The organism is Saccharothrix longispora, from assembly GCF_030852425.1.
Taxonomy (GTDB): Bacteria; Actinomycetota; Actinomycetes; order Mycobacteriales; family Pseudonocardiaceae; genus Actinosynnema; species Actinosynnema longispora.
This window is the reverse complement of the sequence record NZ_NSDM01000006.1, coordinates 305003-319510: the sequence shown is the minus strand read 5'-3', so window position 1 is coordinate 319510 and position 14508 is coordinate 305003. Positions and strand designations below refer to the sequence as shown.

The following is a 14508-nucleotide window of genomic DNA, read 5'->3' as shown; positions in this document are numbered from 1 at the left end:
CCCCCCATCTGCGCGTTGCAGGAAGGTGCAAGCGGTTCACACGATCGCTCGTGCACAGTTCACGTCGAGGCGACCCGTCAGCGTGGGGGAGCGGGTCGCCTCACCCCAGCCTTCCACAGACGCGCTCGCGGCCGACGGGCCGCCGACCGGGGAACGCCCGACCTCCGGCCTCACTCGTTCGGGTGAGTCGGAGGTCCGCGGCGTCGACGCGGGTACCCCGGTGCGGGGTGTCCACCCGGGACGCGCCGGCGAGGAGGTTCGAGCGGACATGGGTATCGGGGACAGGTTCGACGAGCTGAAGGACAAGGCCAAGGACGCGCTGGGCCAGCACGGCGACAAGGCGGACCAGGGCGTCGACAAGGCCGGGCAGTTCATCGACGAGAAGACCGGTGGCCGGCACTCGGAGCACGTCCAGCAGGGCACGGACAAGGCCAAGGAGGGCCTCGACCGCTTCGCCGAGGACCGGTGAGCCGCGCCGCCCGGTGAGCCACGAGGTCCGGTGACCCACGAGGTCCGGGTGACGTGGAGGAGGGCCGCCCCGCACGGGACGGCCCTCCTCCACGTGATCCCCGCGCGTCCCTACGACAGGCGCGAGGCCAGCAGCTGCTTGCCCTGCTCGGCGTCCTTGCGGCTCTCGGTCTGCGCGCGGCGGAAGAAGTCGGCCAACTCGCTGTCGCCCGTGCGCTCGGCGTCGGCGATGCAGCCCTCCAGGCGCAGCGCGTCGCTCAGGCACGCCTCGACGAACCAGATGATGTTGTAGTCCTTGTCCTGGGTGCCGGTCACTTGACCGGCTTCGCTGGTGGACACGTGACCTCCTCGCTCGGTGTCACCTTGTCGGGTAACCCGCCGACCGGACGCGGAACGCCTTCGGCCCGAAGCGGCGCGGTGGGTCAGTCGGACAGCTCGGCCCAGACGACCTTGCCGGTCGGCGTCGGCTCGGTGCCCCACGCCGTGCTCAGGGCGGCCACGATGATCAGGCCCCGTCCCCGGGAGGAGTCGACCCGGACCGGCTGCGGTCGGGGCTGAGCCGGGGACCGGTCGCCCACCTCGACGCGCAGGCCGGTCGCCGTGCGCGAGACGGTCAGGTCCACCGGACCGATCGCGTGGTCCACCGAGTTCGAGACCAGCTCGGTCACCACCAGCGCGGCGTCCTCCGCCACGTCCTCGGACAGCTCCCACGCCTTCGCGGCGTCGGCCACCACCTGCCGGGCGTGCGCCGACGACGCCGCGGAGGCGGGCAGCGTCACGGCCACCGGCGCCGTTGGCTCGTTGCGCACATCCGCTCCCGTTGATCGGCCGTCACCGCATCGTCGCACACCTACCGCCCGGATCACCCACTGGTCGGGAGGAGTGACGACGCGCCGCACCATCGGCCGCACCGCCGGCGCGGTCGGGTGGCCTAGGCTCGGGCCCCATGGAGTTGCAGGTGCGCAGTGAGGTACGCGATGGCTGGACGGTCGTCGCGGTGTCGGGCGAGCTCGACGCGGACAGCGTCCCGACCCTGTCCGACCTCCTGGAGGAGAGCACGGCCGACCAGGTGGTGGTCGACCTGAGCGGCGTGCCGTTCATGGACACCACCGGCCTGTCGCTGATGCTCGACTGGCACCGGCGCCTGGACGGCACGGGCGGGGAGTTCCGGATGGCGGCGTTGCAGCCGGCGGTGCACAAGCTGTTCCGCCTCACCGAGCTGACCGAGGTCATGCACATCCACGACACCGTGGAGTCCGCGACCGCCTGACCCCGGGGTGTTCCCGCCCGCGCCCGCCCGGAGCGGCGTCAGTCCTGCTCGACGCCGAGGTAGAACGCGATCAGCCGCAGCAGGTGCTCGGTGTCCACGGGCTTGGTCACGTAGTCCGTCGCGCCCGAGGCCAACGACTTCTCGCGGTCGCCCTTCATGGCCTTCGCGGTCACCGCGATGACCGGCAGGTCGGCGTAGCGGGACATGGCGCGGATCGCGGCCATCGTCGCGTTGCCGTCCAGCTCCGGCATCATGATGTCCATCAGCACCAACGTGACGTCGTCGTACTGCTCCAGGGCGCGCACGCCGGTGATGCCGTTGTCGGCGTAGATGACCTGGAGCCCGTGCAGCTCCAGCACGCTGGTGAGGGCGAAGACGTTGCGCAGGTCGTCGTCGACGATCAGCACCTTCTCGCCGTGGAAGCGCATCGGCGGCGGGGGCAGCTCGGTCGGGGCGACCAGCGACTCCGGCGTCGGCTCGACCGGGCTCAGCAGCTCGGGCAGGGACTCCGGCTCGACGACCACCGGCGGCACCGAGCCCTGCTCGCCCAGCGGCAGGTAGAGGGTGAACGTCGAGCCCACGCCGGGTTCGGAGCGGACGTCCAGCCGACCGTCCAGCAGGGTCGCCAGTTCGCGGCTGATCGACAGGCCCAGGCCCGTGCCGCCGTACTTGCGCGACGTCGTGCCGTCGGCCTGCTGGAACGCCTCGAAGATCACCGACAGCTTCTCCGCCGGGATGCCGATGCCGGTGTCCTGCACGTCGAACGCCACCGAGCCCTCGAACAGGCGGATGCGCAGCTTGATCTCGCCGGTGTGGGTGAACTTCACCGCGTTGGACAGCAGGTTGCGCAGGATCTGCTGGAGCCGGTGCTCGTCGGTGTGGAGCGTGGTCGGCACGTCGGGGTCGACCACGATCTCGAAGTCCAGGCCCTTCTCCACCGCCAGCGGTGAGGTCAGCGCCTCCACGTAGGACACGATGTCGGACACCCGCATCGGGTCGGTCTGCACCTGCATGTGCCCGGCCTCGACCTTGGTCAGGTCCAGGATGTCGTCGATCAGCTGGAGCAGGTCCGTGCCGGAGGAGTGGATGGTGCGGGCGAACTCGACCTGCTTGGGGTTGAGGTTGCCGTCGAGGTTGTCGGCGAGCAGCTTGGCCAGGATCAGCAGGCTGTTCAACGGCGTGCGCAGCTCGTGCGACATGTTCGCCATGAACTCCGACTTGTACTTCGACGCCGACGACAGCTGCCGCGCCCGCGCCTCCAACTCCACCGAGCCCGCCCGCAGCTCCTCGGTCAGGCGCTGCGACTCGGCCAGCAGGCTGTCGGTGCGGGCGTTGGCGAGCATCGTGTTGAGGTTGACGCCGATGCTCTCCTTCAGCTGGTCCAGCAGGTCCAGGTGGACCTCGGTGAACTCGCCGAACGACCCCAGTTCGATCACGCCCAGCGTCTCGCCCTGGAACACGATCGGCAGGATCACCAGGTTCGACGGCGGCGCGGACCCCAGGCCCGACCTCACCTCCAGGTACCCCGGTGGCACGTCGGTGACCAGCACCGTCTTCTTCTCCACGGCGACCTGGCCGACCAGCGACTCGCCGCGGGCGAACCGCGCGGGCCGCCCTCCCCGCGGTGACCAGCCGTAGGCGGCGGTCAGCTCCAGCACCTCGGACTCGCCGTCCACCAGGAAGAACGCGCCGTGCTGCGCGGACACCAGCGGCGTCAGCTCGCTCATCACCAGCGACGCCATCGCCTTGAGGTCGCGGTGGCCCTGCATCTGGCCGGACAGCCGGGCCAGGTTGGTCTTGAGCCAATCCTGCTCCTGGTTGGCGCGGGTGGACGCCTTCAGGTTGCCGATCATCCGGTTGATGTTGTCCTTGAGGTCGGCGACCTCGCCGGACGCGTCCACGGTGATCTGGCGGGTCAGGTCGCCCGCCGTGACCGCGGTGGCGACGACGGCGATGGCGCGCACCTGCCGGGTCAGGTTGCCGGCCAGTTCGTTGACGTTCTCCGTCAACCGCTTCCAGGTGCCGGAGACGCCCTCGACCTCGGCCTGGCCGCCGAGCTTGCCCTCGGTGCCGACCTCGCGGGCGACGCGGGTGACCTCGTCGGCGAACGACGACAGCTGGTTGACCATGGTGTTGATGGTGGTCTTGAGCTCCAGGATCTCGCCGCGGGCGTCGACGTCGATCTTCTTGGACAGGTCGCCGAGCGCGACGGCGGTGGTGACCTGGGCGATGTTGCGCACCTGGTTGGTCAGGTTGTTCGCCATCGAGTTGACGTTGTCGGTCAGGTCCTTCCACGTGCCGGCCACGTTCGGCACGCGCGCCTGGCCGCCGAGGATGCCCTCGGTGCCGACCTCGCGGGCCACGCGGGTGACCTCGTCGGCGAACGCGCGCAGCGTGTCGACCATGCCGTTGAGGGTGTCCGCGAGCGCGGCGACCTCGCCCTTGGCCTCGACGGTGATCTTCTGCGACAGGTCGCCGCGCGCCACCGCCGTGGCCACGTCGGCGATCGACCGCACCTGCGTGGACAGGTTGTCCGCCATGACGTTGACGTTGTCGGTCAGGCCCTTCCAGGTGCCCGCCACGCCCGGCACCCGCGCCTGGCCGCCGAGCCGGCCGTCGGTGCCGACCTCGCGGGCGACGCGGGTGACCTCGTCGGCGAACGAGGAGAGCTGGTCGACCATCGTGTTGATGGTCGACTTCAGCTCGAGGATCTCGCCCCGCGCGTCCACGGTGATCTTCTGCGACAGGTCGCCGCGGGCCACGGCGGTGGTGACCTGGGCGATCGACCGGACCTGCGCGGTCAGGTTGTTCGCCATGAAGTTGACGGAGTCGGTGAGGTCGCGCCAGGTGCCGGCGACGCCGGTGACCTGGGCCTGGCCGCCGAGCCGCCCGTCGGTGCCGACCTCGCGGGCGACGCGGGTGACCTCGTCGGCGAACGAGGAGAGCTGGTCGACCATCGTGTTGATGGTCGACTTCAGCTCCAGGATCTCGCCCCGCGCGTTGACCGTGATCTTCTGGGTCAGGTCGCCCCGCGCCACCGCCGTGGCCACCTGGGCGATGTTGCGGACCTGGTCGGTGAGGTTGCCCGCCATGAAGTTGACCGAGTCGGTGAGGTCGCGCCACGTGCCCGCCACGCCCGGCACCTGCGCCTGACCGCCCAGCCGCCCGTCGCTGCCCACCTCGCGCGCCACGCGCGTCACCTCGGCCGCGAACGACGACAGCTGGTCGACCATGGTGTTGATCGTCGTCTTGAGCTGGAGGATCTCGCCGCGCGCGTCCACGTCGATCTTCTGCGACAGGTCGCCCTGCGCCACGGCGGTGGTGACCTGGGCGATGTTGCGGACCTGGTCGGTGAGGTTGCCCGCCATGAAGTTGACGGAGTCGGTGAGGTCGCGCCAGGTGCCGCCCACGCCCGGCACCTGGGCCTGGCCGCCGAGCCGGCCGTCGGTGCCGACCTCGCGGGCGACGCGGGTGACCTCGTCGGCGAACGAGGAGAGCTGGTCGACCATGGTGTTGATGGTCGACTTCAGCTGGAGGATCTCGCCGCGCGCGTCCACGGTGATCTTCTGGGTCAGGTCGCCCTGCGCCACGGCGGTCGCCACCTGGGCGATGTTGCGGACCTGGTTGGTCAGGTTGTTCGCCATCGAGTTCACGTTGTCGGTGAGGTCGCGCCAGGTGCCGGCGACGCCGGTGACCTGGGCCTGGCCGCCGAGCCGGCCGTCGGTGCCGACCTCGCGGGCGACGCGGGTGACCTCGTCGGCGAACGACGACAGCTGGTCGACCATCGTGTTGACGGTCTCCTTCAGCTCCAGCATCTCGCCCGCGGCCGTCACGGTGATCTTCTGGGTCAGGTCGCCCTGGGCGACGGCCGTGGTGACCTGTGCGATCGACCGCACCTGCTTGGTCAGGTTGTCGGCCATGAAGTTGACCGAGTCGGTGAGGTCGCGCCAGGTGCCGCCCACGCCCGGCACCTGGGCCTGGCCGCCGAGCCGGCCGTCGGTGCCGACCTCGCGCGCCACGCGCGTCACCTCGCCCGCGAACGTGCGCAGCGTGTCGGTCATCGAGTTGAAGCTCTCCACCAGCGTGGCCACGTCGCCGCGCGCGTCGACCACGATCTCCTGCGACAGGTCGCCCTCGGCGACCGCGGCGAGCACGCGGCTCAGCTCGGCGGTCGGCCGGGTCAGGTCGTCGATCAGGCCGTTCACCGCGTCGGCGGCCATCTCCCAGCCGACCGTGCCGGTGCTCGGCGCGAGCCGCTCGCTCAGCCTGCCCTCCTGGCCGACGGACTGGCGCACCCGCACCAGCTCGCCGACCAGCCACTGGTTGCGCTCCGCGATCTCGTTGAAGACCTCGGCCAGCTCGGCTCCCACGCCGTTGCGGTGCCCGTCCGCCGCGGGCACGACGAGGCGACGGCGGAAGTTGCCGTCCCTCATCTCCCGCATCGCGGTGAGCAGGCGGGCCAGGGTCACGTCGGTGTCGTCCTGGGCGGTCGTCACTCGTGCCTCCGATGTCAGCGGAACTGCGCCAAGCCTGCCACTGTTGGTGGCGGCTTGTCCGATAGGTTGGGTCGACCCGACACACAGGAGCCGTGATGGCCCAGGGCTACCGGCAAGGCGCCGACACGGGCCTCGACCTCGACGCGTGGCGCCGTCTCGTCGACGGCTTCCGCGAAGCCGTGGTCGTGCTCGACCCCGACGGCGTCGTCCGGCTGGTCAACCCCCTCGCGGCCGTGCTCTTCCCCGAGGCGCGGCCGGGGTCGGTGCTGCCCGCGCCCCGCGGCCGCGGCCAGGACCTCGGCGGGGGCTGGACCGCCTGGTACGAGAGGTCCGAGGACTACCTGGAACGGGCCGTGCGCCGGTTCTCCGTGCTCACCGACCGGGCCGACGCGCTGCGCGCCGTCGTCGAGATGGCGCCCGCCGAGCACACCGCGGTCGTGCTGCCGGGCCGGCGGGGCAGGCTGGAGTGGTGGCGGCGGACTCCCGCCGGCGACGTCGTCGTGGTCCGCACCACGCGGCAGGTCGTCGCCGGCGCGGCGGGGCTGGACGCGGTCCTGGACGGACTGGTCGAGCACGCCGACATCACCTGTTCGGATGACGGCCCGTGGGGCGGGTCGGGTGAGGGCGTGGCCGTGCGGCTGACCGACGGCGGCGCGCTCGTGTGCTTCGGCGGGCGGGACCTGGAGCTGCTCCGGCGGTTCGCCGACCGCGCGTCGTCGGCCGTGGAGGTGAGCACGCGGTTCGCCGACCGGGAGCGGACCGTGGAGGTGCTGCGGGCGAACCTGCTGCCCGCGCCGCTGCCGGACGTGCCGGGCGTGCGGCTGGCGCGGGTGTTCGAGCCCGCCCACCGGACCGCGATGATCGGCGGCGACTTCTACGACGTGCACCCGCGCGAGGACGGCAGCGCGGCGTTCGCGCTCGGCGACGTGGCGGGCAACGGCCTGGAGGCCGCCGTGCACAGCGGCCGGGTGCGGCAGAGCCTGCACACGCTGCTGCTCGTCGAGCAGCGGCCCGCGCGGCTGCTGCACCTGCTCAACGCCGCCCTGCGCGCGGCCGGCAGCCGGCTGTTCACGACCGTCGTGGTCGGCACCATGCTGCCCGTGCAGGCGGGCGGGCTGCGGTTGAACCTCGCGGCGGGCGGCCACCCGGCGCCCCTCGTGCTGCGCGGGAACGGGCGGGTCGAGGAGATCGCCGTGCACGGCGGGATCGTCGGCGTGCTGCCCGAGGTGCGGTTCCAGCAGACGACCGTGCTGCTCGCGCCGGGGGAGACGCTGCTGCTGTTCAGCGACGGCGTGACCGAGGCGCGCAAGGCCGGGGACCGGCAGGAGCTGTTCGGCGACGCCCGGTTGAAGGACGCGCTGGCCGACTGCGCGGGCCTGCCGGCCGAGGCGGTGGCCGAGCGCCTGCGCCGCGTGGTGTTCGGGTGGCTGGGCGAGGCGGAGCACGACGACCTGACCCTGCTGGTGCTCCAGGCCGAGGACTAGGGACCCGATCGCCCGCGCCGCGCCCGGTCCACTCCGGACTTCCGCGCGGGCGGTCCCGGGCACGGGGCCCGGGCTTCCGGTCAGTGGAAGGTCCCGTTGACCCCCGTCGAACCCGCTGAATAGCGTTCCGCCGCGAGCCGACCCGCGGTCGGACACCCCCGGCGCGACGACGAAGGAGAGCGCGGTGCCGAACCCCACCCGCCTGCCGCACACCTACCGCCGGGACGCGCCGTCCCACCCGCCGCTGGACTTCCCCGGGTACCGGTCGAACGTGCTGCGCGTCCCGCACCGGCCGCTCGTGCTGCTGCCGCAGCGGCTGACCGAGATCACCGGCCCGCTGCTCGGCGAGGAGCGGGTCGGCGCGCACGACGACGACCTCACCGCCGGGCACGCCGACGAGCCGCAGGGCCAGCGGATCATCGTGTCCGGGCGCGTCCTCGACGGCGACGGCCGACCCGTCGCGGGCACCCTGCTGGAGGTGTGGCAGGCCAACGCGGGCGGCCGGTACCGGCACGACGGCGACCGCCACCCCGCGCCGCTGGACCCGAACTTCACCGGCGTCGGCCGCACGGTCACCGACGCCGGGGGCCGCTACTCGTTCACCACGATCCAGCCCGGCGCCTACCCGTGGCGCAACCACGACAACGCCTGGCGGCCCGCGCACATCCACTTCTCGCTGTTCGGCACCGCGTTCACGCAGCGGCTGATCACCCAGATGTACTTCCCGGGCGACCCGCTGTTCGCGCAGGACCCCATCTACAACTCGGTGCGCGACCCGAGGGCCCGCGAGGCCATGGTGGCCCGCTTCGACCTCGGCACGACCGTGCCCGAGTGGGCGCTGGGCTACCGGTGGGACATCGTGCTGCGCGGCAAGAACCCCACTCCGCTGGAGGATGAGGACGACGATGAGTGAGTCGTGGACGACGCCGTCGCAGACCGTCGGCCCGTTCTTCCGCCACGGCCTGCTGTGGGAGGACGGCCCGTACGCGGTGCCGGAGGGCACGCCCGGCGGGTTCTGGGTGACCGGCGCGGTGTTCGACGGCGCGGGAGCCCCGGTGCCGGACGCGGTCGTGGAGACCTGGCAGGCCGACCCGGACGGCCGGTTCGACCACCCCGACGACCCGCGCGGCGCGGTGGCCCGGCCGGGCTTCCGCGGCTTCGCCCGCAGCGCCACCGACCCCGAGGGCCGCTTCCGGGTCTTCACCGTGAAGCCGGGGCCGCTCCCGACCGGCGACGGCGCGACGGAGGCACCCCACCTCGACGTGTCGGTGTTCTGCCGGGGCATGCTGGTGCGGCTGGTCACCCGCGCCTACTTCCCCGACGAGGAGGCCAACGCCGCCGACCCGGTGCTCACCTCGATCGACGACCCCGCCGCGCGGGCCACGCTCGTCGCCGCGGGCGTCCCCGGCGGCTACCGCTTCGACATCCACCTGCAAGGGGAGCATGAAACCGTCTTCTTCGACCTCTGACCACGCCACCCGCTCGCTGTGGGGGAACCTGTTCACCGACCCCGACGTCGAGGCGGAGGTCTGCGACCGGGCGTGGCTGCGCGCCATGCTGGACTTCGAGCGCGCCCTGGCCATCGTGCAGGCCAGGGCCGGCCTGGTGTCCGAGGAGGCGGCCCGGATGGTGGTGACCGCCATCGACGTCGGCCGCTACGACCCGGTCGCCATCGGCGAAGGCGCCCTGACCTCCGGCACGCCCGTGGTGCCGCTCGTCCGCGCGATCGGCGCGCACGTCACCGCCGAGGGGCGGGCCGCCGTGCACAACGGCGCGACCAGCCAGGACGTGCTGGACACCGCGATGTCGCTGGTGGCGCACCGCGCCCTCGGGCCGCTGCTGTCCGGGCTGCGGGGCGTCGCCGACGAGTGCGCGCGGCTCGCGGCCCGGCACCGGGACACCCTGATCGCCGGCCGCACCCTCGCCCAGCACGCCCTCCCGACCACGTTCGGGCTCAAGTGCGCCGGGTGGCTCGTCGCGGTCGACGAGGCGGGTGACGCGCTGGACCGGGTGCGCGGCACGAGGCTGGCCGTGCAGTTCGGCGGCGCGGCGGGCACCCTGGCCGCCGTGGCGGACCCGCGCGGCGCCCTCGTCGACCAGCTGGCCGCCGAGCTGGGCCTGGTCGCGCCGATCGTCCCCTGGCACACGGACCGGACGCGGGTGGCCGAGTTGGCGTGCGCGCTGGGGGAGGTGTCCGGCGTGCTGGGCAAGATCGCGCAGGACGTCGTGCTGCTGGCGCAGACCGAGGTCGGCGAGGTGACCGAGGGCGCCGGCGGCACGTCGTCCGCCATGCCGCACAAGCACAACCCCGTGCGCTCGGTGCTGGTGACCGCGTGCGCGCGGCGGGTGCCCGGCCTGGTGGCCTCCGCGCTGTCCGCGATGCCGCAGGAGCACGAGCGGGCCGCGGGCGCGTGGCACAGCGAGTGGCACACCGTCTCCGAGCTGCTGAGCCTCGTCGGCGGCGCGGTGCGCGGCACCCGCGAGCTGCTGTCCGGGCTGCGCGTCGACCCGGAGCGGATGCGCCGCAACCTGGAGCTGACCGGCGGCCTGCTGATGGCGGAGAACGTGGCCGTGCGGCTGGCCGCCCGGGTCGGCCGGTCCGAGGCGCAGGACCTGGTGGCCGAGGTGTGCCGCACCGCCGCCGCGGCCGGCCTGCCGCTGCGCGAGGCGCTGCTGGCCGACCTGCGGATCGGCCTGTCGGAGAAGGAGGTCGACGACGCGCTCGACCCCGCCGGGTACCTGGGCTGCGCGGGCGAGTTCGTCGACCGCGCCCTCGCGGCGCACCGGGAGAGGGGGAGGCCGTGACGCTCCACCACGTGCTGAGCGGACCGCCGGACGCGCCGGTGGTCGTGCTCGGCCCGTCGCTGGGCACCACCACCGCGCTGTGGGAGCCGCAGCTGGCCGCGCTGGAGTCCCGGTTCCGGGTGCTGCGCTACGACCACCGCGGCCACGGCGGAAGCCCCTCCGCGCCGGGACCGCGCCGGATCGACGACCTCGCCGGCGACGTGCTCGACCTGCTCGACGTGCTCGACCTGCCCCGCGTGTCCTACTGCGGCGTGTCGCTCGGCGGCATGGTCGGCATGTGGCTGGCCGGGCACGCGCCCGAGCGGGTCGAGCGGCTGGTGCTGTGCTGCACGACGGCGTCGTTCACCGCCCCGGGGTCGTGGCTGGACCGGGCGGCGGCCGTGCGGGCCGCCGGCACCGGCTCCATCGCGCCCTCCGTGGTGGGCCGCTGGTTCACCCCCGCGTTCCGCGAGGCGCACCCGGACGTGGCACCCGCGTTCGAGGCAGGCCTGGCCGCCGTGGACGACGAGGGCTACGCGGCCTGCTGCGAGGCCCTGGCGTCACTGGACCTGCGGTCCGTGCTGCCCGCGATCGAGGCGCCCACCGCGGTCGTCGCGGGCGTCCACGACGAGGCCACGCCGCCGTCGTGGGGACGGGCGATCGCCGACGCGGTCCCCGGTGCCTCCTTCCACCTCGTGGAGGGCGCGCACCTGGCGAACGTGGAGGCGGCGGACGCGGTGTCGGCGATCCTGGGGGAGCACCTGTGAGCGGCGGTCCGGCGGAGCGCGAGTCGCGTCGCGAAGCGGGGGCGCGGGTGCGGCGGGAGGTGCTGGGCGACGACCACGTGGACCGCGCCGCGGCCGGTGCCGACGCGTTCACCGCCGACTTCCAGGACTTCATCACGCGGTACGCGTGGGGCGAGGTGTGGACCAGGCCGGGCCTGGAGCGGCGGGCGAGGTCGTGCGTCACGCTGGCGGTGCTCGCCGCGCTCGGGCACGAGCGGGAGCTGGCGATGCACGTGCGGGCGGCGCTGCGCAACGGGCTGGCGCCGGACGAGATCAAGGAAGTGCTGTTGCAGGTCGGCGTGTACGCGGGCGTGCCCGCCGCCAACCGGGCGTTCGCCGTCGCCCAGCCGATCATCGCGGAGATCGGGGACGACGGCGCGGGAACCGCGGGCTGACCGGCGGGGCGGCGCTCGGCGCCGCCCCGACCCGGTCCTCGTGCTAGCCGCGTGCCTCGTGCTTGACCTGCTGCCCCGACTCGCGGGCGTGCTGCCCGACGTCCTGGGCCGAGCCCTTGGCCTGTTCCGCGGTGGTCTGCGCGGCCTCCTGGGCCGTCTGCTTCACCTCGGCCGCGGCGTCGCTCACGGCGGAGGTGGCGCCCTCCTTGAGGGTCTGCGCGGACTCGGCGAGCGCTTCCTTCACCGGCTCCATGACGTCACCGGCGCGGTCGCCGAGCTGCCGCACGGCGTCCTGCTCGGCCCGGGTCGCCGGGATCAGCGCGGCCACCAGGGCACCCGCGCCGAACGCGATCAGGCCCGCCGCCAGCGGGTTGCCGCGCGCCTGTTGACGCGCCTGCTGCGGCGCGTTCTGCACCGCCTGGGCGGCGTGCTGCGCCGTGTCGGCCACGCCGTGCGCGACCTGCTGCGCCTTGTCGCCCACCGTCGAGGCGACGGTCGAGGCGGTCTCGGAGGCCCGGTCGCCCACGTGCGAGGCGTGCTGCTGCACCGTCGTGGTGTCCGGCATGGTGCCCATGACCCTCTCCCTCAAGGTGGTGATGCCGCGCCGGACCTTGGTCACCCGGCGCTGCGCGATGTTGGCGGGCCTCGTGTGGTCGACGATCCGGTTGGCGTCCGCGACGAGCTCGGCGCGCGTCCGGTCGATGTCCTGCCTTATTTGGTCGGGTGACGGGCCCATTCCGCGTCCTCCTTGAGGGTTTCGATGGTGCGCTCCGGCTTGGGCGACACGGTCTTGAGCTGCTTGCGGCCGGTCGAGTACAGGGCGAACCCGCCGATGCCCCACAGCGCGCCGACGATCAGCGCGGCCCAGCCCAGGGGCATGACGGCGCCCAGGGCGAAGACGAGGGCGAAGCTCAGCAGGATCACGGCCATGTAGCCGGCGAACCCGGCGGCGCCCAGCATCCCGGCGGCCTTGCCCGCCTTGGACGCCTCCTGCCGGATCTCGGCCTTGGCCAGCTCCAGCTCCTGGCGCATCAGGCGCGACAGGTCCTCGGTCAGCTCACCCACCAGCTGCCCGAGGGACGCCTCCTCCTGGCCCTGCGCCTGCGCCTGGGCGTGGGGCTCCGGCGTGACGTCCACCCGGGGGTAGGGGAGGCCGGTCTCAGCGCTGGACATACGGCGCACCCCCCGGCTGACCGGGCTGCGGCTGGTAGCCGCCCGGGATCTGCGGGGCCAGCGAGCCGTGCTCCGGCTCGGGCGCGCCGAACTCCGGCGTCGTCGGCGCCAGCGGGGTGGTGGGCGGCGTGGACGTGCCGGGCACCGCGGGCGGCTGCTGGGCGGTCCACTGGGGCGACTGCTGCCGCTGCTGCGGGTACTGGTGGGCCGGGACGTCGCGCGGCAGCTCGCCGCTCACGTGCCGGCCACCGGGGTACTGACCGACCTGACCCTGGCCGCCCTGACCCAGGCCGCCCTGCGGCTGGCTCGACGCTGCGCTCGCGCTCTTGGCGACCCGCGCGACCAGGAAACCGGCCACGGCGGCGCCGATGAGGAACGTCCCCGGCTTGCGCCGGGCGAAGTCCTGGGCGCCGTCGAGCAGCCCGCGCGCGCCCCGCTCGTCGAGGAACCTGGCCGCTTGGCGGCCGGTGTCCGCGACCTGGCGCAGCGCGCCGGCGGACATGGTGTCCGGGCCCGAGCCGTCGGCCATCGAGGTCAGCTCGTCGGCGATGCGGTTGATCTGCTGGGACACCCGCTGCGCCTGCTGCTCGGCCTCTCCGGCGATGCGCTGGCGCACGTCGGTCACCACGTGCTTGGCCTGGGTCTTGGCCTCTCCGACGACGTGACCCGCCTGCTCACGCGCGGTGGAGGCCACCTCGCCGGCGGCCTGCCCGGCGTGCTGCGCCACGGCGGTGCCTTCCTCGCGGGCGGTCTCGCGGACCGCACCCGCCTGGTTCTCGGCCACGACTGACTCCTCACGGTCGGCGTGCTCTCTCGACATGGGAGCTACCCGCCTGAGCCGAGCCCAATCACCTTCTTCGTGACCGACACCGCCGTTCGGGTGTCCTGCTGTCGTGTTTTGTCCCTCAAACCGAATTTATGTCACAATCCGTGGTCACCAGGTGGGCCGCGCGCCGACCCCGCCGTCCACCACGAGGTCGTGCCCGGTGACCCACGAGGCCATCGACGAGGCCGGGAACACGCACGCGTCACCGACGTCCTCGGGCGTGCCCAGGCGGGTCAGCGGCGCCGCCGCCGTCCACCGCGCGACGCCCTCCGGCCACTCGTCCCCGATCCCCGGCCGGCCGACCAGGCCGGGCGAGACCGTGTTGACCCTGATCCCGCGCTCCCCGTACTCCAGTGCGGCCGACCGGGCGTGCATGATCAGCGCCGCCTTGGCCGCGCTGTAGTGGGCGTGACCGCGGGCAGGGCGCGTTCCCTCGACGGAGGCGATGTGCGTGATCGACCCGCCGCGCCCCAGCACCTCCACCGCCGCCTGGGTGCAGGAGAACGCGACGGTGAGGTTCGCGTCCACGACGGAGCGCCACTCGTCGGCGGACATCCCGGCCGGCTCGCGGACCGGTTGCGTCCCCGCGCAGTCGACCACGGCGTCCAACCGCCCGCCCCACCCGGACGCCGCGCGCACCACCCGCCGGCACGCCTCCTCGTCCCGCAGGTCGCCCCGGACCCCGAGCACCCCGCCGGCCACGTCTCCGGTGAACCCGTGCACCACCACCGACGCCCCGGCCGCCGCGAACCGCCGCACCACGCCGCGCCCGATGTGCCCGCTGCCGCCGGTGACCAGGGCGACCGTCCCGTCCAGGAGTCCCGTGG

Annotated in this window: 15 protein-coding genes; 8 read left to right on the top strand and 7 right to left on the bottom strand. The window is 73.5% G+C overall.

The annotated features are described in order from the left end of the window. Positions 1 to 268 precede the first annotated feature (268 nt). Complete coding sequence (locus CKY47_RS16750) at positions 269 to 469, top strand: antitoxin (protein WP_306746746.1); 201 nt, start codon at positions 269 to 271, stop codon at positions 467 to 469. A 110-nt stretch (positions 470 to 579) separates the two neighbouring features. On the opposite strand, the gene CKY47_RS16745 is transcribed toward CKY47_RS16750, so the two are convergent. Both CKY47_RS16745 and CKY47_RS16740 read right to left on the bottom strand, forming a co-directional pair. Then, positions 580 to 807 (bottom strand): hypothetical protein, encoded by a 228-nt coding sequence (locus CKY47_RS16745; RefSeq protein WP_306746745.1) that lies wholly within the window; start codon positions 805 to 807, stop codon positions 580 to 582. Between the two features lie 83 nt (positions 808 to 890). Beyond that, a complete protein-coding gene (locus CKY47_RS16740; protein ID WP_306746744.1) occupies positions 891 to 1277 on the bottom strand; it encodes an ATP-binding protein in 387 nt (128 codons plus the stop codon). 149 nt (positions 1278 to 1426) lie between these two features. Here CKY47_RS16740 and CKY47_RS16735 point away from each other — a divergent pair, with 149 nt between their 5' ends. Further along, a complete protein-coding gene (locus tag CKY47_RS16735; protein WP_306746743.1) occupies positions 1427 to 1738 on the top strand; it encodes an STAS domain-containing protein in 312 nt (103 codons plus the stop codon). A 38-nt stretch (positions 1739 to 1776) separates the two neighbouring features. On the opposite strand, the gene CKY47_RS16730 is transcribed toward CKY47_RS16735, so the two are convergent. Continuing rightward, a complete protein-coding gene (locus CKY47_RS16730) occupies positions 1777 to 6234 on the bottom strand; it encodes a HAMP domain-containing protein (protein WP_371320678.1) in 4458 nt (1485 codons plus the stop codon). A 95-nt stretch (positions 6235 to 6329) separates the two neighbouring features. On the opposite strand from CKY47_RS16730, the gene CKY47_RS16725 reads away from it, so the two are divergent. The 6 genes from CKY47_RS16725 to pcaC all read left to right on the top strand — a co-directional run bounded on the left by CKY47_RS16725 (position 6330) and on the right by pcaC (position 11682). Further along, complete coding sequence (locus CKY47_RS16725) at positions 6330 to 7718, top strand: PP2C family protein-serine/threonine phosphatase (RefSeq protein ID WP_306746742.1); 1389 nt, start codon at positions 6330 to 6332, stop codon at positions 7716 to 7718. Between the two features lie 184 nt (positions 7719 to 7902). Continuing rightward, entirely contained in the window at positions 7903 to 8631 is a 729-nt protein-coding gene (gene pcaH / locus CKY47_RS16720) for a protocatechuate 3,4-dioxygenase subunit beta (protein ID WP_306746741.1), read from the top strand. Continuing rightward, positions 8624 to 9187, top strand: coding sequence for a protocatechuate 3,4-dioxygenase subunit alpha (gene pcaG / locus CKY47_RS16715; protein WP_306746740.1), 564 nt, complete (start codon positions 8624 to 8626; stop codon positions 9185 to 9187). The genes pcaH and pcaG overlap by 8 nt, the downstream gene beginning before the upstream one ends. Beyond that, entirely contained in the window at positions 9162 to 10523 is a 1362-nt protein-coding gene (pcaB, locus tag CKY47_RS16710; protein ID WP_306746739.1) for a 3-carboxy-cis,cis-muconate cycloisomerase, read from the top strand. The genes pcaG and pcaB overlap by 26 nt, the downstream gene beginning before the upstream one ends. Next, complete coding sequence (gene pcaD / locus CKY47_RS16705) at positions 10520 to 11269, top strand: 3-oxoadipate enol-lactonase (protein ID WP_306746738.1); 750 nt, start codon at positions 10520 to 10522, stop codon at positions 11267 to 11269. Before pcaB ends, pcaD begins: the two co-directional genes overlap by 4 nt. Next, positions 11266 to 11682 (top strand): 4-carboxymuconolactone decarboxylase, encoded by a 417-nt coding sequence (pcaC, locus tag CKY47_RS16700; RefSeq protein ID WP_306746737.1) that lies wholly within the window; start codon positions 11266 to 11268, stop codon positions 11680 to 11682. Before pcaD ends, pcaC begins: the two co-directional genes overlap by 4 nt. Before the next feature lie 43 nt (positions 11683 to 11725). On the opposite strand, the gene CKY47_RS16695 is transcribed toward pcaC, so the two are convergent. From CKY47_RS16695 to CKY47_RS16680, 4 genes are all read right to left on the bottom strand, one after another. Continuing rightward, the gene (locus CKY47_RS16695; protein WP_306746736.1) at positions 11726 to 12418 is read right to left on the bottom strand and encodes a DUF3618 domain-containing protein; all 693 of its coding nucleotides are present in this window, start codon (positions 12416 to 12418) and stop codon (positions 11726 to 11728) included. Then, entirely contained in the window at positions 12394 to 12855 is a 462-nt protein-coding gene (locus CKY47_RS16690; protein ID WP_306746735.1) for a phage holin family protein, read from the bottom strand. The genes CKY47_RS16695 and CKY47_RS16690 overlap by 25 nt, the downstream gene beginning before the upstream one ends. After that, positions 12842 to 13639 (bottom strand): hypothetical protein, encoded by a 798-nt coding sequence (locus tag CKY47_RS16685; RefSeq protein WP_306746734.1) that lies wholly within the window; start codon positions 13637 to 13639, stop codon positions 12842 to 12844. Before CKY47_RS16685 ends, CKY47_RS16690 begins: the two co-directional genes overlap by 14 nt. Before the next feature lie 150 nt (positions 13640 to 13789). Then, positions 13790 to 14497 carry an SDR family NAD(P)-dependent oxidoreductase gene (locus CKY47_RS16680; RefSeq protein ID WP_306746826.1) on the bottom strand — a complete coding sequence of 236 codons (708 nt, stop codon included), beginning with the start codon at positions 14495 to 14497 and terminating at the stop codon, positions 13790 to 13792. Between the last annotated feature and the right edge of the window lie 11 nt (positions 14498 to 14508).

Bases quoted from the DNA above. Each gene is read 5' to 3' on its own strand.
- CKY47_RS16750 (WP_306746746.1), top strand. From the start codon at position 269: ATGGGTATCGGGGACAGGTTCGACGAGCTGAAGGACAAGGCCAAGGAC.
- CKY47_RS16725 (WP_306746742.1), top strand. From the start codon at position 6,330: ATGGCCCAGGGCTACCGGCAAGGCGCCGACACGGGCCTCGACCTCGAC.
- pcaG (WP_306746740.1), top strand. From the start codon at position 8,624: ATGAGTGAGTCGTGGACGACGCCGTCGCAGACCGTCGGCCCGTTCTTC.
- pcaB (WP_306746739.1), top strand. From the start codon at position 9,162: ATGAAACCGTCTTCTTCGACCTCTGACCACGCCACCCGCTCGCTGTGG.
- CKY47_RS16695 (WP_306746736.1), bottom strand. From the start codon at position 12,418: ATGGGCCCGTCACCCGACCAAATAAGGCAGGACATCGACCGGACGCGC.
- CKY47_RS16690 (WP_306746735.1), bottom strand. From the start codon at position 12,855: ATGTCCAGCGCTGAGACCGGCCTCCCCTACCCCCGGGTGGACGTCACG.